Origin of the sequence: Robiginitalea myxolifaciens, assembly GCF_900115205.1 — a bacterium.
In the GTDB taxonomy this organism is placed as follows: Bacteria; Bacteroidota; Bacteroidia; order Flavobacteriales; family Flavobacteriaceae; genus Robiginitalea; species Robiginitalea myxolifaciens.
The window spans coordinates 429,980-453,422 of sequence record NZ_FOYQ01000001.1 but is presented as its reverse complement, the minus strand read 5'-3'; the positions used below and the strand labels follow the sequence as shown (position 1 = coordinate 453,422).

Annotated in this window: 25 protein-coding genes; 13 read left to right on the top strand and 12 right to left on the bottom strand. The window is 49.7% G+C overall.

Annotation, left to right across the window (positions count from 1 at the left end; genetic code table 11):
- Positions 1-50: 50 nt before the first annotated feature.
- The 4 genes from BM318_RS02000 to BM318_RS01985 all read left to right on the top strand — a co-directional run bounded on the left by BM318_RS02000 (position 51) and on the right by BM318_RS01985 (position 3,955).
- Positions 51-614, top strand: coding sequence for a DUF6702 family protein (locus BM318_RS02000; protein WP_245759712.1), 564 nt, complete (start codon positions 51-53; stop codon positions 612-614).
- A gap of 58 nt (positions 615-672) precedes the next feature.
- A complete protein-coding gene (locus BM318_RS01995; RefSeq protein ID WP_092982026.1) occupies positions 673-2,988 on the top strand; it encodes a M1 family metallopeptidase in 2,316 nt (771 codons plus the stop codon).
- Between the two features lie 125 nt (positions 2,989-3,113).
- Positions 3,114-3,386, top strand: a complete 273-nt coding sequence (locus tag BM318_RS01990) for a Sec-independent protein translocase subunit TatA/TatB (protein WP_092982025.1) — start codon at positions 3,114-3,116, stop codon at positions 3,384-3,386.
- 32 nt (positions 3,387-3,418) lie between these two features.
- The gene (locus BM318_RS01985) at positions 3,419-3,955 is read left to right on the top strand and encodes a phosphatase PAP2 family protein (RefSeq protein ID WP_245759711.1); all 537 of its coding nucleotides are present in this window, start codon (positions 3,419-3,421) and stop codon (positions 3,953-3,955) included.
- Here the strand turns inward: BM318_RS01985 and BM318_RS01980 are convergent.
- The gene (locus BM318_RS01980) at positions 3,952-4,593 is read right to left on the bottom strand and encodes an O-methyltransferase (protein WP_092980245.1); all 642 of its coding nucleotides are present in this window, start codon (positions 4,591-4,593) and stop codon (positions 3,952-3,954) included. The two genes, BM318_RS01985 and BM318_RS01980, sit on opposite strands and share 4 nt — an antisense overlap.
- A gap of 86 nt (positions 4,594-4,679) precedes the next feature.
- Here BM318_RS01980 and BM318_RS01975 point away from each other — a divergent pair, with 86 nt between their 5' ends.
- From BM318_RS01975 to BM318_RS01965, 3 genes are all read left to right on the top strand, one after another.
- On the top strand, positions 4,680-5,138 hold the full coding sequence (locus BM318_RS01975) for a GNAT family N-acetyltransferase (RefSeq protein WP_317040329.1): 459 nt from the start codon (positions 4,680-4,682) through the stop codon (positions 5,136-5,138).
- A 102-nt stretch (positions 5,139-5,240) separates the two neighbouring features.
- On the top strand, positions 5,241-6,518 hold the full coding sequence (gene kynU / locus BM318_RS01970; protein WP_092980243.1) for a kynureninase: 1,278 nt from the start codon (positions 5,241-5,243) through the stop codon (positions 6,516-6,518).
- Entirely contained in the window at positions 6,515-7,666 is a 1,152-nt protein-coding gene (locus BM318_RS01965; RefSeq protein WP_092980241.1) for an MFS transporter, read from the top strand. Before kynU ends, BM318_RS01965 begins: the two co-directional genes overlap by 4 nt.
- Position 7,667: 1 nt before the next feature.
- Here BM318_RS01965 and BM318_RS01960 read toward each other — a convergent pair whose 3' ends face one another.
- Positions 7,668-8,366, bottom strand: a complete 699-nt coding sequence (locus BM318_RS01960) for a hypothetical protein (protein WP_092980240.1) — start codon at positions 8,364-8,366, stop codon at positions 7,668-7,670.
- Positions 8,367-8,486: 120 nt separating this feature from the next.
- On the opposite strand from BM318_RS01960, the gene BM318_RS01955 reads away from it, so the two are divergent.
- The 4 genes from BM318_RS01955 to BM318_RS01940 are packed head-to-tail and all read left to right on the top strand — an operon-like array spanning position 8,487 to position 10,758.
- A complete protein-coding gene (locus BM318_RS01955; RefSeq protein WP_245759710.1) occupies positions 8,487-9,065 on the top strand; it encodes an RNA polymerase sigma factor in 579 nt (192 codons plus the stop codon).
- A gap of 1 nt (position 9,066) precedes the next feature.
- Positions 9,067-9,285 (top strand): hypothetical protein, encoded by a 219-nt coding sequence (locus BM318_RS01950; RefSeq protein ID WP_092980237.1) that lies wholly within the window; start codon positions 9,067-9,069, stop codon positions 9,283-9,285.
- Between the two features lie 52 nt (positions 9,286-9,337).
- Positions 9,338-10,171, top strand: a complete 834-nt coding sequence (locus BM318_RS01945; protein WP_092980236.1) for a mechanosensitive ion channel family protein — start codon at positions 9,338-9,340, stop codon at positions 10,169-10,171.
- Between the two features lie 35 nt (positions 10,172-10,206).
- Positions 10,207-10,758: a ClpP family protease gene (locus tag BM318_RS01940; RefSeq protein WP_092980235.1), complete on the top strand. Its 552-nt coding sequence runs from the start codon at positions 10,207-10,209 to the stop codon at positions 10,756-10,758.
- Positions 10,759-10,790: 32 nt separating this feature from the next.
- Here the strand turns inward: BM318_RS01940 and BM318_RS01935 are convergent, their stop codons facing one another.
- The 3 genes from BM318_RS01935 to BM318_RS01925 are packed head-to-tail and all read right to left on the bottom strand — an operon-like array spanning position 10,791 to position 13,846.
- Positions 10,791-12,323, bottom strand: a complete 1,533-nt coding sequence (locus BM318_RS01935) for a cryptochrome/photolyase family protein (protein WP_092980234.1) — start codon at positions 12,321-12,323, stop codon at positions 10,791-10,793.
- Complete coding sequence (locus BM318_RS01930) at positions 12,320-13,714, bottom strand: DASH family cryptochrome (protein WP_092980232.1); 1,395 nt, start codon at positions 13,712-13,714, stop codon at positions 12,320-12,322. Before BM318_RS01930 ends, BM318_RS01935 begins: the two co-directional genes overlap by 4 nt.
- Before the next feature lie 3 nt (positions 13,715-13,717).
- Positions 13,718-13,846 (bottom strand): DUF2256 domain-containing protein, encoded by a 129-nt coding sequence (locus BM318_RS01925; RefSeq protein ID WP_092982023.1) that lies wholly within the window; start codon positions 13,844-13,846, stop codon positions 13,718-13,720.
- Positions 13,847-13,982: 136 nt separating this feature from the next.
- On the opposite strand from BM318_RS01925, the gene BM318_RS01920 reads away from it, so the two are divergent.
- Positions 13,983-15,347: an FAD-dependent oxidoreductase gene (locus tag BM318_RS01920; RefSeq protein WP_092980230.1), complete on the top strand. Its 1,365-nt coding sequence runs from the start codon at positions 13,983-13,985 to the stop codon at positions 15,345-15,347.
- A gap of 92 nt (positions 15,348-15,439) precedes the next feature.
- Here BM318_RS01920 and BM318_RS01915 read toward each other — a convergent pair whose 3' ends face one another.
- Together BM318_RS01915 and BM318_RS01910 are read right to left on the bottom strand one after the other, a co-directional pair.
- The gene (locus BM318_RS01915; protein ID WP_092980228.1) at positions 15,440-16,222 is read right to left on the bottom strand and encodes a zinc ribbon domain-containing protein; all 783 of its coding nucleotides are present in this window, start codon (positions 16,220-16,222) and stop codon (positions 15,440-15,442) included.
- 5 nt (positions 16,223-16,227) lie between these two features.
- Entirely contained in the window at positions 16,228-17,322 is a 1,095-nt protein-coding gene (locus BM318_RS01910; RefSeq protein WP_092980227.1) for a Nif3-like dinuclear metal center hexameric protein, read from the bottom strand.
- 50 nt (positions 17,323-17,372) lie between these two features.
- On the opposite strand from BM318_RS01910, the gene lpxK reads away from it, so the two are divergent.
- On the top strand, positions 17,373-18,371 hold the full coding sequence (lpxK, locus tag BM318_RS01905) for a tetraacyldisaccharide 4'-kinase (protein WP_177218239.1): 999 nt from the start codon (positions 17,373-17,375) through the stop codon (positions 18,369-18,371).
- Here lpxK and BM318_RS01900 read toward each other — a convergent pair whose 3' ends face one another.
- From BM318_RS01900 to BM318_RS01880, 5 genes are all read right to left on the bottom strand, one after another.
- Positions 18,372-20,591 carry a hybrid sensor histidine kinase/response regulator gene (locus BM318_RS01900; protein WP_245759709.1) on the bottom strand — a complete coding sequence of 740 codons (2,220 nt, stop codon included), beginning with the start codon at positions 20,589-20,591 and terminating at the stop codon, positions 18,372-18,374.
- Positions 20,588-21,598 carry a type I glyceraldehyde-3-phosphate dehydrogenase gene (gene gap / locus BM318_RS01895; protein WP_092980224.1) on the bottom strand — a complete coding sequence of 337 codons (1,011 nt, stop codon included), beginning with the start codon at positions 21,596-21,598 and terminating at the stop codon, positions 20,588-20,590. The genes BM318_RS01900 and gap overlap by 4 nt, the downstream gene beginning before the upstream one ends.
- Before the next feature lie 21 nt (positions 21,599-21,619).
- Positions 21,620-22,495: a lipoyl synthase gene (lipA, locus tag BM318_RS01890; RefSeq protein ID WP_092980223.1), complete on the bottom strand. Its 876-nt coding sequence runs from the start codon at positions 22,493-22,495 to the stop codon at positions 21,620-21,622.
- 112 nt (positions 22,496-22,607) lie between these two features.
- A complete protein-coding gene (locus tag BM318_RS01885; protein ID WP_092980222.1) occupies positions 22,608-23,177 on the bottom strand; it encodes an RNA polymerase sigma factor in 570 nt (189 codons plus the stop codon).
- A gap of 15 nt (positions 23,178-23,192) precedes the next feature.
- Positions 23,193-23,393 (bottom strand): membrane or secreted protein, encoded by a 201-nt coding sequence (locus BM318_RS01880; protein WP_092980221.1) that lies wholly within the window; start codon positions 23,391-23,393, stop codon positions 23,193-23,195.
- Positions 23,394-23,443 lie beyond the last annotated feature (50 nt).

Below are 23,443 nucleotides of genomic sequence, written 5' to 3'. Positions count from 1 at the left end.
TGCATACTGGCACGGCATTTGTTACCTTTGAACACAGAAAATTTAGTCAGATGAATAGACGTTTGCTGCTTCCTTTGATATTGCTTCTTTCAATGTCTTTCGGACTCCGGGCCAATAGTGCCTTTCCTCCGGTAAACTTCCCCCTGGAACTCAAAACCGGGGAGCTCCTGCATAAGTTTTATGTGAGTGTCACCAATATCGAATACTCGGAAAAATCCCAGTCTTTCCAGATCATTTCCCGAATATTTATCGATGATCTGGATCTCCTGCTCAAGGAGCGCTACGGCATTGATGCCAAACTGAACACCGAGTCAGAAGCCAAAGTGGCTAATGAGTATATCGCCCGGTATTTTGGCGCTAAATTCCTTTTAAGTGTGAACGGGGAGCAACAGCAGGTAGTTTTTCTGGGTAAGCGCTACGAAGACGACCTGATCCTTTGTTACCTCGAACTCGAATTCCCCCAGGAGGAAATAAATGATGTGGCTATTCAGAACGATGTGCTCACGGATCTCTTCGACGAGCAGAAGAACTTGGTCCACCTGAAAATCCTGGGCCAGAAGAAAAGTTTTGTTCTGATCCGGGAGAATAATAAAGGAATGTTAAATCTTAAGTAGGACGGGGGTTAACACGTAAAAATTGGGTAATTTCCCGGCCGACAAAATCAAACAAAAAATGAATAAAATTAAGTACTTCCTCAGCGCAGCCCTATTCCTTGCCGGCGCTGCAGTATTTGCCCAGGAAACCCAGCCGGAGACGCCGGAGCGGGAAGGCGGGCACACCAATCAAAGTAAATTTCGGCAGATGTACCAGGAGATGGCTACGCCGAATACCTATCGCTCCGCCTCCGGAGCTCCGGGGCCTGATTATTACCAACAGCAGGCCGATTACAAAATGGACATTACCCTGGACGACGAGAATGCCAAGCTCTACGGGGTAGAAACGATTACCTACCACAACAACTCACCGGACGATCTGGAATACCTCTGGGTTCAGTTGGATCAGAACGTACGGGCCAAAGACTCAAAGTCTCCTTTGCGCAACGGAGGGGGTGTCCCACTCGCTTACCGAACCGGTAGTTTTGCCGGAGAATTTATGGGAGAGCCCTTCGACGGTGGTTTCAACATTGATTATGTGATCGACGAAGGTGGAAGCCCGTTGTCCTACACCATCAATCAAACCATGATGCGGGTCAATATCCCTCAGCCATTGAAGAGCGGAGAGCAGATCAGCTTTTCGATCAAATGGTGGTACAATATCCCTGACCATACAACGGATCGCGCGAGAAGCGGATACGAGTATTTCCCGGAGGATGGGAACCGGGCCTATGTTATCGCCCAGTTTTTCCCGCGTATGGCTGTTTACAGCGATGTAGAAGGCTGGCAAAACCACCAGTTCTGGGGAAGCGGGGAATTCGCCCTTCCTTTTGGAAATTACGAAGTGAATCTTACTGTTCCTGCAGACCACGTAGTCGATGCCACCGGGGAGTTACAAAACCGCAAGGAGGTATTTAGCAAAGAAATGATGCGCCGCTACGAGCAGGCAAAGAAGTCTTATGACAAGCCTGTGATGATCGTTACCCAGGAGGAAGCAGAAGCTGCTGAGAAAAGTCGTTCCCAGGATACAAAGACCTGGAAATTCAAAGCGAACATGGTTCGCGACTATGGCTTCGCAACTTCCCGTAAGTGGATCTGGGACATGATGGCCGTTAAGATCGGAAACAAAGATGTTATGGCCGTTTCCCTCTACCCAAAAGAAGGTAACCCGCTGTGGGAGGAGCTTTCGACTAAAGTGGTGGCTTCCACTCTGAAGAGCTATTCCGCCCATACCTTTGACTATCCGTACCACAAGGCTATTTCCGTCCATGCACGGAATCAGGGAATGGAATATCCGATGATTTGCTGGAACTACGGGCGTCCGAATCCGGATGGAACCTATTCCGACCGCGTTAAATACGGAATGATGTCGGTAATCATCCACGAGGTTGGTCACAACTTCTTCCCGATGATTGTAAACTCCGACGAGCGCCAGTGGGGCTGGATGGACGAAGGTCTGGATACCTTTATGCAATATGTAGCCGAGCAGGAATTCGGGGAAGCGAATCCCGATGTGATTGCCCCGAATGAGAAATATCCTTCCCGTCGTGGAGAGGCCTCAAAGATCGTTCCTTACATGGCCGGCGACCAGTCGTACATTTCTCCAATTATGTCTAACCCGGAGAATGTATACCAACTGGGCCCGAATGCTTACGGCAAGCCCGCTACCGCGCTGAATATTCTGCGTGAAACGGTAATGGGCCGCGAGCTCTTTGATCATGCATTCAAGACGTACTCCCAGCGTTGGAAATTCAAGCATCCGACCCCGGAGGATTTCTTCCGTACTATGGAAGATGCTTCTGCGGTTGATCTGGACTGGTTCTGGAGATCCTGGTTCTACACCACAGATTATGTAGACATCGGGGTTAAAGGTGTTAAGAAATACTACGTTAGCGATAAGCCTACAGAAGCCCTGAAGGAATATATGGCGAACAACAATATCACTGCAGATCAATTGCCTCCGCTGGTTTATCTGGCCGATGAGGATGTCGACGAGATCGATCCTGAGATGAAAGGCAAGAAACCTTCTGAGGTAAGTCAGCCGCTCAGTGCTTTTATGATGGACAACATGACTGCGGAGGAGCGTGCCCAGGTTGAGGAGCCTAAGTTCTTCTACGAGGTTACCTTTGATAAGCCGGGTGGAATTCCAATGCCGTTGATTGTAGAATATACCTATGCCGACGGAACTACCGAGCGCGTTACCTATCCCCCTGAAATCTGGAGGAAGAACGATAAAGAAGTAAGCCGCGTACTCTCCTCTACCAAGGAGTTGGTTGGAATCGTTGTAGATCCGGATGCTGAAACGGCTGATATCGATACCGATAACAACAGCTGGCCTAAGAAGGAGGAGCCTTCTGAATTTGAGCAGTTCAAGGATGGAATTAAAGGCGAATAGTAGCCTTTTAATGCACTTGTATTAAGTCGCACCAGCGACAGCATATAAAATGAAAAGTCCCGGGGAACACTCCGGGACTTTTTAGTATTGAGCAATAAACTTCTGCTTATATTTGTTTTATGGTAATGCCCTATCTATTTATCAGCGGAGCTGAAATTTTCTTTATCCTGTTTATTGTGGTCATGGTTTTTGGCGCCGACAAAATCCCCGGCATTGCCAAAGGCCTGGGAAAGGGTATGCGACAACTCAAGGACGCTACCGAAGACATTAAGCGCGAGATCCACAAAAGCGCCGAAAAGCAGGGTATTGACACCTCATTCACCAAGGAAATCGAGGAGGATATCAAGTCCGTCAAGAAGAATATCGAAGACGTCGGGGGTACCATAAGCCGTAAATAAACGCTTCAGGGGTGCTGGAATCTTTGCGCAGCATGGATCGGGAAATATTGTTCTGGCTCAATGGCCTGGGCAGTCCCGGCTTCGATACTTTCTGGGTAACTTTTACGCAAATCTACACCTGGATACCACTTTACCTCCTGCTGTTTTTTCTTCTGTTTCGCCGCAGGCCCTGGCGGATAGCTTTATCTCTTACCCTGACCATGGTCCTTTCCCTGCTGACCACCCTGTTGCTTACCAATTGGGTAAAGAATAGTGTACGGCGCTTACGCCCGAACAATGATCCTGAAGTGCAGGAATTGATTCGCATTTTGCAGGAGCCCGTAGACTTCAGTTTTTTTTCCGGGCATGCGGCTTTCTCCTTTTGCCTGACGACCCTGGCCGTTTTAGTACTCAGAAAAGACTATCGCTGGATTTATACCCTGTATCTCTGGCCGGTATTATTAGCCTACAGCCGCATCTATGTGGGCGTACATTTTCCGGGAGACGTACTGGTGGGTGCACTGGCCGGTAGCGCTTTAGCAGTTTTGGCATATTTCCTGGTTGCCCGGAGATTGCAAACCAGAGCTTAGCGTACCCTACAAGCAGTAAGGCCATCGCGGATGGGCAGCAGTACGGTTTGTACCCTTGGATCCATAGCCAGTTTCTGGTTGAGTTCCTGAAGGATAGGGGTGACCGGGTCCTTGGCCTGTGGTTCGTCCACAACCTTGCCGCTCCAGAGTACATTGTCGAGCAAGATTAATCCCCCGGGTCTCACCTTGGGCAAAACGGCCTCAAAATACTCGGGATATTCCCGTTTCTCTGCATCTATAAATACTAGGTCAAAGGTTTCAGGAAGGGTTGGAATAATGTCCAGGGCCGCCCCCAGATGGGAAATAATCTGAGCGGCGTATGGACTCTGTCCAAAGTATTTTTGCTGAATGGTGGCCAATTCCGGATTCATCTCAATGGTCTGTAACCGGCCTCCCGGAGCCAGGCCTTCGGCCAAACAAAGTGCGGAATACCCCGTGTAGGTTCCTATTTCAAGGATATTTTCCGGCGCCATTAGGTTGGATATCAGGCTGAGTACCCTGCCCTGATGGTGGCCCGTTATCATCCGGGGACGCAGGACTTTCAGATGGGTTTCCCTACTGAGTGCCTGCAACAATTCCGATTCCGGCTCGCTATTGCCGGCAATGTAGTCCTCCAGATCCTGGGATAGAAAGTGCATTTGCAGATTTTGCTTCAAAGGTAGTGGGTAGGAATTCCAAATCCCAATTCCTCATCGTACCTTCCGGGTACCAATCCTTGCTCATTATGGAAATTAGTATCCGAGAAGCGAAGACCGAAGACCTGCCTGAACTGCTGGAAATGGAACAAGCCCTGATTCGGGAGGAAAGACCCTTTGATCCGACTATTCGCCCCGATCCGGTACATTATTACGATATACCAGAATTTATTGAGCAGGACGATGTGTGCTTGCTCGTGGCGACCTCCGGGGCAAGAATCATCAGCTGCGGCTACGCGGCCGTTCGGAAACCCCGCCATTACCTGGACCACGATACCTATGGGTATCTGGGCTTTATGTATACCCATCCGGATTTTCGGGGCCGTGGTATAAATGGTCGCATTATGGGGCAGCTCAAATCCTGGTGCCGCGACAGGGGGTTAAAGGAATTGCGGTTAACGGTTTATACCGGGAATAGCCCTGCCATACGGGCCTACGAAAAAGTTGCATTTGAGGCGCATATACTCGAAATGCGCCACCGCTTGTAGTCTCAAATCAGAAATCCCAAATCCCAAATTCCATATTCCGGGAACCAAATTCCATTCTCGTGATTCCGTTGTATTTTTGGGCTGCGCAAAAACTCAGATCCTATGTCCGGAGATTTTCAGTTTACCGAAGCCTTTGCCCGCAGCCTGGACGCTAGTGATCCCCTGGCTCAATATCGTTCCCAGTTTCATTTTCCCACCCACAAGGGTCAGGAAGTGATTTATTTTACGGGTAATTCCCTGGGGTTGCAACCCCGGGAGGCCAACCGATATGTCCAGGATATCATGGACGACTGGAAATCATTGGCAGTAGAAGGGCATTTTAAGGCAGAACGTCCCTGGTGGACCTACCACGAGGCGCTAACTGCGCCCATGGCTAAAATCGTTGGGGCCTTGCCCGATGAGGTTACCGTCATGAATACCCTCACGGTTAATCTGCACCTGCTCATGGTCAGTTTCTACCGTCCTGAGGGAAAGCGATACAAAATACTCTGCGAAGAAAAGGCCTTTCCTTCCGACCAGTACATGCTCAAAAGCCAGTTGCGGACGCGCGGCTACTCCCCGGATGAAGGACTGGTCGAGGTGGCCAAGCGCCCGGGTGAAAATGCCTGGCATACTGAGGATTTTATCCGTGCTATTGAAACGCACAAAGAAGAACTGGCTTTGGTCCTGCTGGGCGGAGTAAACTATTATAACGGTCAGGTGCTGGACATGAAGGCGATAACCGCTGCGGCGCGTAAGGCCAGGGTAATGATTGGTTGGGATCTTGCCCATGCTGCGGGAAATGTAGCCCTTGAACTCCACGACTGGGATGTGGATTTTGCCGCCTGGTGCACTTATAAATACATCAATAGCGGGCCTGGGAATGCCTCGGGGGTATTCATTAACCAACGACATCTCAATGATCCCACGATTCCCCGTTTTGAAGGATGGTGGGGAACCAAACGGGAAACCCGGTTTCAAATGACCCCTGATTTTGACCCCATGCCTACTGCCGAGGCCTGGCAGTTGAGTAATCCCCCTGTGCTTAGCCTGGCTCCCTTGGTGGCTAGCCTGGCCCTCTTTGAAGAAGTGGGGATGCCGGCATTGATCGCCAAGCGCGATTCCCTAACAGCCTATCTCGAGTTTGTACTGGGAGAAGTGGCACGCGAGACGAATAGCAATTTTGAAATCATTACCCCTGAGGCAAGGGGGTGCCAATTATCGGTGTACCTCCATGGGCAGGGCAGGCCACTCTTCGATGCACTTATGGAACAAGGTATTATCCCCGATTGGCGGGAACCCAATGTCATTCGCCTGGCACCAGCCCCTTTCTACTGTTCCTACCTCGACATGTATCGTTTTGGTAAACTTCTTAAAGCGGCAATAGAAAGCCTCGCATGAAGTCCCTGGCACTCATTCTATCGAGACGCAGGTATTTTGCTCCGGCCTGGGTCTTCACCAGCCTGAATCTTTGGTTCGGCACCTGGGCCATTTATATTCCCAGTGTTAAAGCCAACCTGGAGATAGACAAGGCCAGCCTGGGTCTGGCCATTTTTTTTCTGGCGCTTGGTGTATTTACTGTTTTTCCGATAGCGGCACGGATAATCAATCGCGTTGGGGTGGGAAAGGCTACCTGGTACGGGGTTCTGGCCTGTAGCATCACGGCCTTATTACCCCTGCTGGCACCCAATTATATCGGGTTAATGATCGGACTCTACCTCTTTGGGTTGTCTAATGGATTCCTCGATATCAGCATGAACACCCTGGTTACCGAAATCGAAAAGTCGGACAAACAAAATTTTATGTCGGCCGCTCACGGATTTTTCAGCCTCGGCGGCGTTCTGGCAGGACTCGGAAGTTTTTTAATCCCCGTCCTGGGAGCTCCTCCCTTGCATATGGCTGTTGTAGTGGTGCTTGTTTTTTTGATCAACCTCTTCCTGCGCAAGGAATACGTACACATCATCGCCGCCCCGGTGGAGAAAGAACCTTTCAGTTTTGATCTCTTTAAGCCCCTCTTGCTTCTCGGGATTATATCTTTCGTGGTTATGGGGGGAGAAGGGGCCATTGTGGATTGGAGTGGACTCTACCTTCAGGAAGTCCTGGATGCCGAACAGTGGCTTTGGGGAGCCGGTTTTTTAATGTTTTCCATTTTTATGACCCTCGGACGTTTTCTGGGAGATGGAATTAGTGCGCGTCTGGGATCCATCAAAATTGTAGCCCTGGGGAGCCTGATAGCAATTATCGGGTACATTGCTGTTTTAACGGGGATGGTTTGGGCAGCTGTAGTCGGTTTTGGACTCATCGGACTCGGATTTTCCGTGATTATCCCCGAATTATTCCGCATAGGAGGAAATGTAAAAGGGGTGGAATCCGCTCAGGGAGTTGCGTTTATTGCAGGTACCGGATATAGTGGATTCCTCGCTGCACCGCCTGTATTGGGGTATCTGGCGGAAAGCTTTGGGCTTACCTTCAGTTTTGGGGTGCTGCTGAGCCTGGCCACCCTGGTATTGGTGGCGACATTTCTCCTGGGCAGGAGGATGAAAGAATAACCTATTCTGTAATAACCTGAACGTTGCTGAAATGGAGCCGGAAGCCTCCTTCTGCATTGTTGTGGTCCGTAGCTATTTTTAATCCCTCCATTTCCTGGTAACCTTCCCAGGTAGTGATCATGTTCGGTTCTTCCTGATTCCCTTTGCGGAAGGCCCATTCGCGAATAACCTTGTCGGCATCCAGATAAAAGTCGTAGGCATCTCCGGGGGTATATCCTCCTTCGCTACCATAGACAATCGTGAGTTTTTCGGAAGGCGCTCCGGAAATTGGCGCAGCGACGCCGGAGGTTGTACTATGTTCAAAGTTTTCCCGATCCCAAACCAATTGATAGGGCGCGAGTAGCCAGTACTTGTCGTTGATAAAACCTGCGTCTAGGTCCATCAGGGTGGAATCAACGGCACTGCGCAGGTAGGTCGTGGTATCGCCGGCGCTGATTCCGGTTACCTCGTTGGTTTTCGGTTTCCAGATCCAGGACCGCTCGTAGTGATTGTCTCCACGGTCTACATTAAAGGTAAAATGCAGCTCCTGCACCGTTGCCCAGGAAGCATAGCCATGCTGCTGAGCCACCTGCTGCAGAAAATCAGCTGTTTCCACTTCTGCGGTTTCGGTAGCCGATTCAGGAGTTTCGGACTTTTCGGCTTGTTCTTTACAGGAAAATAATAACAGTACGAGAAGCAGGGAATACGGAAGAAATTTCATGCGTTGGTTTTTCCCAAAAATACGGCCTTTCCACCTGAAAATTAAATCCGACTAAATTTGTATGTGACCCAAATAAGATTTTGGTGTCCTAAAGGAGTAGCTTAACAACCTGACTCGATTTTGGAACTCAAAGGTTCTCCCGAAAATCTGTTAACCGACGAAGAACTCGTTGCGGCCATAGTTCGCAATAGAAATGCCGAACTATTCGGTCAAATCTATGACCGGTATGCGCAGCGGGTTTACAACAAATGTCGTGGTTTTGCACGTAGCGAAGCTGAGGCCGAAGATCTTACGCAGGACGTATTCCTGCATCTCTTTTTGAAGTTGCCGACTTTTAAAGGAGCTTCCCGGTTTTCGACCTGGGTGTATTCGCTGACGTATAATTTCTGCGTCAACTATGTCAACCGCGATAAGCAGCGGAAAATGAGTGATAAGGCGGTTCGGGATACAGAAATTGAAGAAGAGGAGCTCCTCGAGGAGATAGATGAACAGGAATTCATGCAGATGCAAGCCGAGAAATTGGCTATCGCCCTTCAGCAAATAGACGCCGCTGACCGGGCGCTTTTGCTTTTGAAGTACCAGGACGGCCTCTCGATAAAAGAGCTGCAGGAAAGCATGGAACTGGGGGAAAGCGCAATTAAGATGCGCCTGAAAAGAGCGCGGGCGAAGGTTATGGACGAATATCGAAAAATTACCTAAGATGGCAGGCAAGGTGAATCCATTCAAACAACTGGAGCGTTCCTTACTGGAAGTGCCTCCGCACATGAAACAGCGGGTAATGAACGATATTGCAGCGGCTAAATTGCTATTGGATGTGGGGGAACTTGTAAGCTATAATTTCCCTGCCGCCGTCGAGAAAACCCTGAAGGAGAAGCGTCGTCGCAAGGGTGGAAAAAAAGGAGGGAAGCAAAAGCCCTGATCTGTAGGGTATCCCGTTAACAACAGTATACAAACATCAAACAAGCTAACAAATGGAAAATGTAGATCAATGGGGTGAGATGACCCTGAATTCCCTGAAAGCCATGGGTTCCGAAATCGCAGCTGCTTTGCCCCAGATAGCGGGGGCTTTGGTAGTCCTGCTCCTGGGTTGGCTCACCATTCGAATTGTACTCTGGATTTTGCGCCGCATCCTGCGTGTAACCCGAATCTCCGCCTTAAGCGATCGCCTTAATGAAGGGGACCTTTTTGGCTCTTCCAAATTCAAGATAGACCTGAGTAAGATTATCCTCGGCTTTGCAAAATGGTTGTTGTATCTGGTTTTGCTAATTGTGGTTGCCGATATCCTCAACTGGACCATCATCTCAGAGGAGATAGGCAATTTGTTGCGCTACCTGCCACGTTTGTTCAGTGCCATAGCCCTTATCCTGGTTGGTCTGTATATTGCGAGTTACCTCAAAAAGACCGTCAAAGGGCTTTTTGAAACTTTTGAATTCAGCGGATCCAAAATTTTCAGCAATCTTGTCTTCTATGTAATCCTGATCATGGTATCGATCACTGCCCTCAATCAGGCCGGGGTAGATACGACAATTATCACCAATAATATCACCCTGATCTTTGGTGCTTTGCTGGCGGCCCTCGCGCTTGGTTTTGGTTTGGGTTCGCGGGAAATCCTCGGCGATCTGCTGCGTGCCTTTTACACCCGAAAAACCTATGTGGCCGGCGACAAGATCAGTATTCCGGAAAAAGGGATCGAGGGTACGGTTGAATCGGTAGACAGTATATTTCTCGTTATTAAAACCTCCAAAGGCAAAACGGTTGTGCCTATTAAGGAAGTTGTTGAGAATCGCGTGGACGTTGAAGTGTAATTTCTTATTTTTGGGCCTTAAGACAAAACAGTTTTATGAGCGCGAAAAAAGGAAAGATACAAGAACAGATAGATGGCCGTTTATTAGAGGAACGCAAGGTCTTTTTATGGGGCCAGGTCGACGATCATTCTGCCAAACATGTGGTAGACAGGCTTTTGTATCTCGATTTACTCAGCAATGAGGAAATTCAACTCGTGATTAACAGCCCGGGAGGATATGTTACCTCTGGGTTTTCCATATACGATACTATTACCTCCCTGAAAAGCCCGGTTTCTACTGTATGCAGTGGTCTGGCGGCTTCCATGGGGTCCATTTTGCTTTCAGTAGGGACTAAGGGGCGCCGGTTTATCCAGCCTCACGCTCGGGTAATGATCCACCAACCCAGTGGCGGGGCCCAGGGCCAGGCTTCCAATATCGAAATCCAGGCTAGGGAGATTATCAAAACCAAGGAAATTGGTGCGCGGATTTTGGCCGAAAACTGTGGGCAATCCTTTGAGAAGATCATGAAGGATTTCAATCGCGACTACTGGATGAATGCTGAAGAATCCGTGGAATACGGGATTGTAGACGGGATTCTCAAGCCCTGAATAGCGCAACGCTAACCGGGTATAACAGCCAACTAAAAATTATCGGGATTTTCCAGGATTGCTGCCGCCCTTTGGCGAAGGCTCTTTAATTCCTCTTTATCCTTGCGATTCAGCAAGCTGTACATCATGCCCATTCTGGGATTGTTGCCGAGTTTGTCTTGCTTTTCGGCCAGGAAATTCCAGTACAAAGCATTGAATGGGCAGGCATTTTCCCCGAGTTTGGCCTTGTGGTCGTAGCTGCAGGAGGAACAGTAATTCCCCATCTTGTTGATATAATTTGCACTACTCACGTAGGGCTTTGTGGCCAGTAACCCACCGTCAGCGTACTGACTCATCCCCCGCGTGTTGGTGATTTCCACCCACTGCAAGGCATCGATATAAATCCCCAGATACCAGGCGTCTACCTCATCCGGGTGGACGCCAGCGAGTAAGGCAAAGTTGCCGGTAATCATAAGCCGTTGAATATGATGCGCATAGGCGTGTTCAAGACTTTGCGTAATGGCCGATTTCAGGCAATTCATTTTGGTTTCCCCGGTCCAGAAGAAATCCGGCAAGGCGTTGTGATTGTCTAACTCATTCTTATCGGCATATTCCGGCATTTCCATCCAGTAAATACCTCGCATGTATTCCCGCCAGCCGAGGATCTGGCGAATAAAGCCTTCGACCTGGGAAATATCCACACGATCTTTGTCGGTGCGGTAGACAGCTTCTACCCGGTCTACTACCTCCGAAGGGGAGATGAGTTTAGAATTCAGGGCAAAAGAGAGTCGGGAATGGAAAAGAAAGGGTTCATCCGTATGCAGGGCATCCTGATAATCTCCAAAATGAGGTAGGAGGGACGAACAGAAGAACTCCAGCAAGTCTAGCCCTTCTTGCCGTGTGGTTGGCCAGGGAAATTCACTTGCCGTAACTTTTCCAATGGTCTTGACCCCGGCATCTTTAAGGTCTCCCTCCAGCTCGCTCAGGTCTTTGTTCGGCATGGGAACCTCGGGAATTTCAGGGCTTCCCTTCCATTTCTTGCGATTTTCCTTATCGTAATTCCACTGCCCTCCGGCGGGTTGTTCCCCATCCATAAGGACGCCGTGCTTTTCGCGCATCATCCGGTAAAAGGATTCCATTAGGATTTGCTTCTTGCCCTTGAAAAATTCGGCTAATTCTTCCCGGGAGGTATAAAAGTGTTCGGTGTCCACCGCGCTCACTTCGATATCCAGTCCGTCAGTGAACTCCTTTAGTTGCTGATCCAATCGATATTCATCGGGTAGCTGGTACTCAAATTTTTCGGCTCCGGTTTCCTCTAATACCTGATGGATCAGGGCGGGTAGTTCCTGGGGGTTGTCCGAGTCGTCGATGTGAAAATAGCGCAGTTCGTGCCCTTCGGATTTCAGGTGGTCCGCAAACTTTCGCATGGCGTCAAAGAAGGCAATGACCTTTTGAATATGATGGCGAACATAGTCTGTTTCCTGCCGCATCTCCGCCATCAGGTAACAAATCTGGTCATCGGTTTTTGTGTACCAACTGTGTTTGTAATTGAGTTGGTCGCCCAGGATAAGCCGCAGGGTTTTCATAATTCGAGCTGGGTTTGGAATAGCCCGGTTTGCAGCCAGGTGCGGCGGAATTTACCATCCGAATCGTACCGGTCTGCCTGCAAGGCTGGGTTAAAGGTGCGCTGTCTGGGATCGTTACCTACCCGGGAATTATACATCCAATTCCCCCAATTACTGTGTACGTCGTAATCCAGGAGGAGGTATTCGAACCAGGCAGCTCCCAGGCGCCAGTCCTGCTTCAGGGTAGAAGACCAGAAACTGGCTACATTCTGACGGCCGCGGTTACTCATCCACCCGGTAGTCCGAAGCTCAATCATGTTGGCATTGACAAAATCACTGGAGGTCCGGCCTTCGGTCCATTGCTCAAAGGCTTTGGAGTCCTTGCGCCATTGTTGCCCTGCGGAAGCTGCAGTGCCTTTATTCTTTTGGATGCCTTCCAGGGCAAAAATTGAGGCCCCGTGTTTTTGAGATACGTATTTGAAAAAGTCCCGCCAGATTAGTTCAAAGACCAGCCAGTAGGTGTCCTGGTTTTTGGTCACTTCCTTTTCGTAGCGACGTACTGCCCAGAAGATTTGACGGGCCGACAGGGAGCCGTTGGCGAGCCATGGGGAAAATTTGGAACTGTAATCGGTGCCGAGAAGGCCGTTACGGGTTCGCTTGTAATAACTAAGGCGTTTGGTTTCCCAGAAATAATTCTGAATGCGTTCCTGGCCGGAACCCGCGCCTCCAACAAAAGGAAAAGCTGTCCTTGGATCCTTTTCGGCTTGTTCCAGCCCGAGATCCTCCAGTTGGGCTAAGTTACCGGGACCGGACAGGGCATCCGTCGCAGTAAATGCTATCCCGTATTGCTCAAGGACTTCCTGCTCCAGCGGGCTCCAGGATTGCTTTTTGGGAGTGGGCGCGCTAACCAATTCGCGGACTTCGGCCCGGGATTCACACTTTTTGCGAAAACCGGTGAAGACATCCGGGATCTTCCCCACATGCTCATAGGGGATATCGGCCGGGTGATATAGGAACTGCTCATAAAATTCCAGGATTGGAAAATCCGGGGGAAGCGCCTGACGAACCGCTTCCAGGGAACTGACTTCGTCGCGGGTCCATTCCTCCTGCAAGCAGATCGAATTAACACCAAATGTTGTTATGAGTTCAGGGAGAACACTTTGTGGTGTTCCCATGCTTATGATTAAAGGGATATTGAGCTGGCGGAGCTCTGTTTCCAGATCCTTCAGGGATTCCAGGAGGAATTGCGCCCGGAAAGGCCCTGTTTTGGGAATTCCGTATTCCCCGGCTTCGAAATATTTGGACTCAAAGCAATAATACGCCAGGGTTCGCTCTGCCGAACAGGCTTTGGCAAAGCCGGCGTTATCTGTAGTTCTCAGATCATTCCGGAACCAATAAAGGGTAGTATTCATGAATTAGCTGTTTCTTCGGCACCGTTCACTGCAGTACTTAACCTGCTCCCAGTCCCGTTCCCATTTTTTCCGCCAGGTAAACGGGCGCTGGCAAACCGGGCATATTTTTTGGGGAAGCTGGGACTTCTTCATAGACTGGAGCAACTTGTTTATCAAAAGTAGATAAACTTTAAACAAAAAGACGTTAGTGAAATCATAAGATCGACCTGCCGGCTTTAATGGGACCGCTCAGAATGCTTACCTTTAAGGTCTGACCAAATGGGATGCAATGAATCAGACCCCCAAAGAGGTCGCCGTGGTAGGTTCCGGACTTGTGGGATCCCTACTGGCGATATTCCTTACCCGGGCCGGGCATCGGGTTACCGTTTTTGACCGGCGTCCGGATATTCGGACCGTAGAGTTTTCGGGCCGTTCTATAAACCTGGCAATGAGTAATCGCGGGTGGAAGGCCCTGCGGGAAGCCGGGATCGAATCGGAGATCCGCAAGATTGCCATTCCGCTTTACCAACGAGCAATGCACGTCGTAGATCGGGACGACTATACCCAGAAATACGGCAAACAGGACGAGGCTATCTGGAGTATTTCCCGTTCTGTCCTCAATCGCAGGATGATTGACCTGGCCGAAGCGGCCGGGGTTCAATTTCGATTCGAAGAAAAGGTATGGGATGTGGATTTACCGGGGGCGAAGCTTTTTACGGGTGAATCCGAAAAAGGGGAGTGGGAAGCTTACGAATTTGATCTCATATTTGGATGTGACGGCGCCTTCTCCAGGGTTCGGCATAAAATGCAGCGACGCAGCCGCTTTAATTATTCTCAGGATTTTATCGATGTCGGGTATAAAGAACTCACCATCCCACCAAATCCTGATGGAACCCACAAGCTAGACAAACACTCTTTCCATATTTGGCCTCGCGGACGCTTTATGTTTATCGCAATGCCCAATTTGGACGGCAGTTTTACCTGTACCCTCTTTCTGCCTTTTGAAGGGGAGGTTTCCTTCGAAAAAATTAAAACCCGGGACGATGCGCGGCAATTTTTCCAGACACATTTTCCGAATATCATGCCGGATATTGAAAACCTTGCAGAGGATTTTTTCCGCAACCCGACTTCGGCCCTGGTTACAATTAAATGTTATCCCTGGACGTATTGGGACAAGGTAGCCCTGGTCGGAGATTCTGCCCATGCGGTGGTGCCCTTCTTTGGTCAGGGGATGAACGCTGGTTTCGAGGATATTACCCAGTTGAATGCGCTTATGGGAGAACACGGCGATGACTGGGAATTGATTTTTAAGCGATATCAGGAACTCCGGAAACCCAATGGGGATGCCATTGCCGAGTTGAGTTATCAGAATTTCATTGAAATGAGTTCGTTAACCGCGGATCCAAGTTTCCTCTTGCAAAAGAAAATAGAAAAACACTTTGCCGCCCAGTATCCCGATAAGTGGATACCGGCCTATTCCCGGGTAACTTTTTCGGACCGGCCCTATACTGAGGCGCTGGATATGGGTCGGAAGCAGGAAGCTATTATGAAGGAGGTTATGGCCATGCCGGATATTGCCTCCCGCTGGGATTCCCGGGAAGTCATGGATCGAATCCTGGAACTGATCGAAGTTCAGCAGTTGCAAAATACCTGAGGCAGATCGGGAACAAAACCGAATAAAAAAAGCCACCCGATGGGGTGGCTTTTCTTTGTTGTCATCCCGGAATCGATCCGGAGCTAAGCTAATTATTTTACATTCTCGAAGAGCTCCTGCATGCGGTCTTGCTCTTCCTCGGCCAGGGCAGGATCCACCAGGATACGTCCACTGTGCTCATCGGTAATGATCTTTTTGCGGGAAGCAATTTCTACCTGAACCTGAGGGGGAATGGTAAAGAATGATCCTCCGGAAGCGCCACGCTCAATCGGCACTACGGCCAACCCGTTCTTTACACTTCCACGAATGCGCTTGTAAGCATTTACAAGGCGTTCTTCAATTTTTTCCTGGAACTCCTCTGACTTGGCCAGCAGGGCTTTCTCCTCCTTTTCAGTTTCGGATAGGATAGCGTCTAATTCGCCTTTCTTGTGTTTCAGGTGCGTTTCGCGCTCGGACAGTTTCTCCTTGGTCTCGGTGATCACTTCCTTCTTCTGCTCGATTTGCGCTTTGAATTCCTTAATGTGCTTTTCAGCCAGCTGGATTTCCAGTTCCTGATACTCCACTTCTTTGGAGAGAGAATTAAACTCGCGGTTGTTGCGAACATTCTTTTGTTGTTCGCTGTATTTTTTGATCAGGGCCTTGGCGTCCTCGATCATGTTCTTTTTGGCCGTAATCTCGTAGTTTACGGTTTCGACATCAGTCTTGAGTTTGTCTACCCGGGTTTTTAACCCTTGTACTTCGTCCTCGAGGTCCTCCACTTCCAGGGGAAGTTCTCCGCGTACGTTGCGGATTTCGTCGACTCGGGAATCAATAAGTTGAAGATCGTAAAGGGCTCTGAGTTTTTCTTCTACAGTGACTTCTTTCTTTGCTGCCATGTTTTTTAAAAGTAATTGACCGGATTGGTATTGACCTCGGATAAATGGATGGCAAAATTAGCAATTTTTTCGGTAAGATATTCGTGTAACAGGTTTTTTGTAAACTGCTCGCTTTCAAAATGTCCCACATCGGCCAGCAAGAGGCTGTCTTCCCCCTGAAAAAAGTCGTGATATTTCAAGTCTGCCGTGACCAGGGCGTCGGCTCCAGCCCGTTTGGCCGCTTCGATTGCGAAGGCGCCGCTTCCCCCCAGAACGGCTACTTTTCCGATGCGCTTCCCGGGTGGATTGGAATAGCGAATGGCAGGGGTGCCCAGGCGTGTTCGCAGATGCCTCAGAAAGGCAGTTACTTCCATAGGTTTGGGAAGTTCCCCGATCATACCCATCCCCTGATGCTGGTGGGTATTCAGGGTCCCGGTGATCTCATACGCGACCTCTTCATAGGGATGTGTTGCAAAAAGGGCAGCCAACACCTGCTTACGTCGGTAACCGGGATAGGTCAGATGTAACTGGGCTTCCCGTTCCTCCTGTAAGGATCCCGGAGCACCTACAGCAGGCGAGGCTTCTGCTCCTGGCAGAAAAGTGCCGCTCCCTTCCGTAGTAAAACTGCATTGGGAGTAATTGCCAATGCTCCCCGCACCGGCTTCGAACAAGGCATCCAGCAGAGCCTGTCGGTTTTTTACCGGGACGTAGGTAACCAATTTTTCTATCGTGGCCGTTTTGGGAATCAGGACCCGGGAATTTTCCAGCCCAAGGGATGCTGCCAACCTGCCACTTACTCCTTCAGGGACGTTATCCAGTGCAGTATGAATGGCATAGATGGCAATTTCGCTACGGATGGCCCTAAGCAGGGCGCGTTGCACATAGTCCGAACCATTGAGCCGTTTAATACCCTTAAACAGGATGGGATGGAAGCAGACGATGAGGTTGCACTTTTTCGCCTCCGCCTCTGCCACTACGGCTTCCAGAGCGTCGTGTGTTACCAGAATACCGTGGATTTCCTGCCCCGGATCTCCCGTTATCAGCCCAACATTATCAAAGTCTTCGGCGAGTTGCAACGGGGCAAGGGCCTCGAGTATGTCGGTAATTTCTCCTAGGATCATCCCTTTGATTTTAGGGTTCTTTCAAAGATAAATAAACTATTTTCGCTCTTGTGAGCTCCTTAAGAAAATGGTTATTTCCTTTCGCACCGCTTTACGGGGTCATTGTTTGGCTGCGCAATAAATGCTATGATTGGGGACTCTTTGCCCAGGCGGAATTTGAGGTGCCTGTCCTCTGTATCGGAAACCTGAGTGTGGGCGGAACCGGGAAAACACCCATGACCGAATGGCTGCTCGACTATTTTGCCGGGAAGAAGAAGGTTGCGGTTTTGAGCAGGGGTTATGGGAGGAAAACTCAGGGCTTTCGTTGGGTTCGCCCTGAGGACACCGCTCTGGATGTAGGGGATGAGCCGCTTCAGATTGCCCGTAAGTTTCCTGGAATTACTGTAGCAGTAGATGGGAATCGCCGCCGGGGGATTGCTCAGCTTATTTCAAAGCATACACCCGATTTGATCCTGCTGGACGATGCCTTCCAGCACCGCAGGGTTCTTCCAAAAATCAGCCTGTTACTAACTACCTGGGATTCCCCTTACAGCGAGCAGGGATACCTGCCTTTCGGGGACCTGCGGGATCACAAATCCCAGGTGCGCAGGGCGGATGCTGTCGTGGTAACCAAATGCCCGGAGCTTCCCGATCTCAAGACTGCTCAGCAGTATCGCAAACGACTGGGACTGGCCCAGGCTATGCCGCTTGCCTTTGCTACGCTGAGCTATGGGCAAATCACGGATAACCAGGGGAATCTGGTGAAACTGGAGGTGCTTAAAGATAAAGATCTCACGCTAGTTACCGGGATCGCCCGGCCGGAGCCCCTGCTGAATCATTTACGGGAAATTGACCTTGATTTTACCCATCGCCGATTCGGAGATCATCATGTCTTTACGGATAAGGAAATCAATGAGATTCGGACTGCGGGGAATGTCCTGACAACGGCTAAAGATGCCACGCGGTTGGGCAGGTATTTGGATGCGTATTACGTGATACCCGTTGCCCATGATTTCGGGAAGGATTACCGTAATGTTCTGGAGGAGGTACTCAAAGGGCTCTGGACCTGATCAGGCATTCAGCGATTTCCGACTCTTGTGGTCCACGATGTTTTCCCCGATTTTCTGATAGAATAGTTCCGGTTTGAAGGGTTTGGTAACCACATCGTTGCAACCGGCAGCGTAGAAGGCTTCCAGGCTGTCATCCAGGGAAATGGCCGTCAGGGCTATGATGGGAATATTCGGGTCAAACTTGCGGATTTCCTGAGTGGCCTCCACCCCGCTGATCCCGGGCATGTGGATATCCATAAGGATGCCGTCATAGTTATTTTTGGAGGCCAGCTCTATGGCTTCGGTCCCGTTGTTGGCGATATCACTTTCAATACCTTTTTTGGAAAGCATTTTCTTAGTGATCACCTGGTTGATTTTGTTGTCCTCTACGATGAGCAGGTAAAGGTTATCATAGTCGTAGTCCTTCTCTTCCAGTTGAAAGGAGATATCGTCCGTAAGGCTGTCTTTGCGTTTAAAGTCCAGTTCAAAAAAGAATGAACTGCCCTCTCCGAGGGTACTTTCCAACTGGATCTTACTTCCAAAGAGGCCTAATAAACTCTTGGTGATCGTAAGCCCTAAACCGGTTCCCCCGTACTCGCGGTTGATTTGAATAGATCCCTGTTCAAAACTGTCAAAAATATGTTTCTGCTGTTCTTCGTCTATTCCGATACCGGTATCCCGGACTTCAAAGAATACCCGGGCAGATTCCTCGGTTTTCTCCAATAATTTGGCAAATACCAACACCTCTCCGTCCTTGGTGAACTTGAGGGCGTTGCCGACCAGGTTCATGAAAATCTGGCTGAGTTTCACGGGATCACTCAGGAGTTGGTTCGGAATTTCCTTGTCGTAGTCCAGGATAAGCTGGGTACGGCTTTCTTTGGAGGTTTGCTGCAGGGAATTGATTACTTCGGTAAGCACCTTTTTCAGGTTGAATTCCATTTCCAGGGGCTCCAGTTTGTCGGCATCGATCTTATTGATCTGCAGGATGTCGTTGATAAAGTTCAGGAGGTAGTCCCCAGAGAATTTCAGGGCCTTCAGATGTTCTTCCTGTGCCTTGGTCGGATTCTCATCGAGCAAGAGGTGGGTTAGCCCTGTAACTGCATAGAGCGGGGTCCGTAGTTCGTGACTTACGGTAGAGAGGAAGTTGGTTTTAGCTTCCATGGCCTGAACCGCCGCATCCCGGGCATACTGCAATTCCCGGTTCTTGGTTTGGAGCAGGTCATTGGTCTTGAGCTTGATCTGGTTGTTTCGATACAGGGAAACTGCCAGCAGCGAAATAATGATCAGGAATGCGGAGGTCAGGATTGCCGTAAGCTCTGAACGGTTGGCCGATTCCCCGAGCTGGCGATTCCGCGTTTCCAGTCGCTCAACTTCCTTGAGCATGTAGTCTATCTGGACCTTATCCGCGGTGGAGGTTTCTGCGGCAAACTTTTCCACGTTGTAGACAGAATCCCGCAGTCGCATCAAATATTGGGTATGCCTGAGGGCACCTCCCATATCCCCACTTTCCTCATAAATGCGTGCCAGCATTTGGTTTGCTTCCCAACTTTGGGTGGAAAAGCCGGAGTTGTTGGCGAGGTTCAGTGCTTCCCTGGCGTTGGAAATAGCATCTTCGGGCCTGTCGCGAAGCAGATTTAGTTCGGCCAAGCCCAAATGGGCCTGGGTTTGCAACCACTCCTTCTCAATCGGGTCATTATTGACCAGAAGGGAGTTATAATTGGTTTCTGAAGCGTCGTATTTCTCTATTTGACGCAGGTTCTCTGCCTCAAGGAGAGTGATATGATTCAGCAGGTTTCGATCGTTCGAAGATTCCTTAGCCTGGTTTAATTTGAAGATAGACTGGAAGTAATTGCCATCCATCGTAAGCATTTGGGCTTCGACGAAGCGGTGAACGGCCATTCCTCTTGGATAGGCCAGGTTCTCGAGGAGAACGGAGGCCCGATCCCAGTAAAACAGCGCTGTTACTTCCTTGTCTAGGTCCAGGTAGATACGGCTGAACTGGTGGAAGGCATCGACCAGGAATTTTTCATCCTCGTTTTCTTCGGCCAGGTTGGCGGCCTGGTCCAGGATTTCAAGGGCTTTATCCAGGTCGTTCTGGTTGCGAGCTTCCCGGGCGTTGAGCAATAAAGAGTTTAGCTGTTGCTCCGTTGTTCCTGTATTCTGGGCCTTAAGGCCTGAAAAAAGGAATAACGAACAGCACAAAACTATCAGGCGAACACTATGTCTGTATTTCGCGATCAAATAAGTTGTTTTGCGAGAATATGCTCCAAGGTATCTACTATTCTGCTGCTATAACCCATTTCATTGTCGTACCAGCCGATAATCTTGACCATATTCCCGATAACCGAAGTCATCTGAGAATCAAACGTACAGGAGTAATAACTATTGTTTATATCTACTGAAACTATGGGATCTTCGGTGTAAAAAACGATTCCGTGCATAGAATCCTGGGCTGCAGCCTTAAATTTAGCGTTAATTTCCTGAACGCTAACGGGTTTACGAACGTTTGCAGTAATATCCGTCAGGGAGCCGTTCGGTACGGGGACCCGTATCCCGCAGCCACCGATAGCAGTGGCCAGGTGAGGAAAGATCCGGGTCAACGCTTTTGCAGCTCCGGTGGTTGTCGGTACTATGGACTGACCGGCAGCCCGGGCCCGTCGTAAATCGCGGTGTGGGCGGTCGTGGAGACTTTGGTCGGAGGTGTACGAATGGACCGTGGTAATGTAGGCCTGATCAATACCGCAGAGTTCATCCAGTAGCTGCAGCATTGGTGCTGCATTGTGGGTAGTACAGGAAGCGGTACTGAAGAGTTTAGTCTCGAATTGGAGGGAATCCTCGTTGATCCCCATAACGACCATGGGTACGTCGGCCGTTTCGGAGGGAGCAGAAAGCAGCACTTTTTTTACCCCTGGCTTTAGATGGGATTCAAGATCCCCTTTCCCCTTGAATTTACCCGTACACTCAACGACCAGGTCTACATTTGAGGCGTCCCAGGGGATCTCCCCTGGATTATTGAATTGGGTCAGGGGCGTGTTGGCCTTCCCGATCCCCAGAATTCCTTCCCCACTGGCAACTGGCTCAGCTAACATCCCGTGAATACTGTCGTATTTCAGCAAATGAGCGAGGGTAGCCGCGTCGGCCAGATCATTGATATGCGTAACGCGGATATTCGGGTGATTGTGAAGCAGTCGAAAGAGCGTACGCCCGATGCGACCGAAACCGTTGATTCCGATATTTAGTGTATCCAAAGGTAGCGCCGATCTAAAAGGTTATTCAATGTGCTTATGCGCCTTGTAGGAAGAGCGGACCAAGGCTCCACTTTCCACATGGCGGAAGCCGAGCTCCAGACCAATTTCCCGATAGGCATCGAACTGTTCCGGGGTAATAAACTCTTTTACCGGTAAGTGCTTCTTGGAGGGTTGCAGGTACTGCCCGATAGTCACGACATCTACGCCAGCCTCGCGCAGGTCCTCCATGGTTTGAATCACTTCCGCTTCCTGTTCTCCTAGACCCAGCATAATGCCCGATTTGGTCCGGTGTGCTCCATTTTCTTTGAGGTAACGCAGTACCCCGAGACTTCGATCGTATTTGGCCTGAATACGAACTTCACGGGTAAGGCGGCGTACAGTCTCCATGTTATGTGAGATCACTTCAGGGGCCACTTCAAGAATCCGGTCCAAGTGGGATTCGATACCTTGAAAATCAGGTATTAGTGTTTCCAGGGTAGTCTCCGGATTCATGCGTCGAATGGCTTTGACGGTTTCCGCCCAGATAATAGAACCCATATCCTTCAGGTCGTCCCGGTCTACCGAAGTAACGACGGCATGACGTATCCCCATAATTTTAATGGATCGGGCTACTTTCTCAGGTTCTGCCCAGTCTACAGCTGAGGGACGTCCTGTTTTTACCCCACAAAAACCACAGGAACGGGTACATACATTCCCAAGGATCATGAAGGTTGCCGTTCCTTCTCCCCAACACTCGCCCATATTCGGACAGCTTCCCGAAGTACAGATCGTATGCAGGTCGTAGGTGTCCACCAAACGGCGGAGTTGGGTATATTTTTTGCCTGTGGGCAATTTTACCCGCAGCCATTTTGGTTTGCCTTTTGGAGGTTGAATGGATTCGACAGCAGTGTCGCTCATAGCGTAAATTTTAGACAAATATACGAACTATTTAAGGGGGAAGTAAGCAGTTTAGTACCCGGTGGGCTGGGGTTAAAAATACCCCGGTAAGCCCAGCTGTGACCGGGTTATCTCAGGAAGCTGAAGGGTCCTGCTGAATCAGGCCTGCCAGCAGTTTTCGGGCCCGAAGCAATTTTACTTTCACATTGCCAATGGGTTCCCCGAGTTGTTCCGCGATTTCTGCGTAGGTCATTTCCCGGAAATAGCGCAGGTCAATCACCTCACGGTAACGGGGCTTTAGTTGTTTTATATATGCCAGGAGCGTCTCCAAATTCTGCTCGAGGATTAATTGATCCTCAGCCGAAGGGGATTCGTCCAGGATTTTCTTCATGGCTTCTGAAAAACTATTTCCCCGTTGCTCCAGGACGTTGCGGTGCTTTTTGCGCAGCAGGTCCACATGGAGGTTTTTAGAGATGGTCAATAACCAGGTGTTGAAAGCAAATTTCGGATCATAGGTGTGGATCTTGTCAAAGGCTTTGGCAAAGGTCTGAATAGCAATGTCTTCGGCATCGCTTTCCTGCTGGGTCCGCCCCAGCTGAAAGTGGTACAATTCATTCCAATAGCGATCCAGGAGCTGGCTGTATGCCACCTGGTTCCCAGCTTTCGCTTTTTCAATAATGGATTGTATGTTATCCTGATCCAAGAATTAGGGGGTGATTCAGGCCTGGAGTTCCTGGCGGCACTCCTGTTCGGCCGGTAATTTGCCACAAAGTCCACATGCCTCTCCATCTTTGTTGAGATAGGGATTTTGACTGGCGCAGGTTCCAGCGAATTCGCCGTTTTTACGAGCCCAAATTTTAATGGCGATCCCGGCGACAGCCAGGGCCATGAGACCTATGGTTAAAAGGATGAGTTTCATCGATTGAACTTTGTGCAAAGATACAAAAAAGCCCCTACATAAGGGGCTTT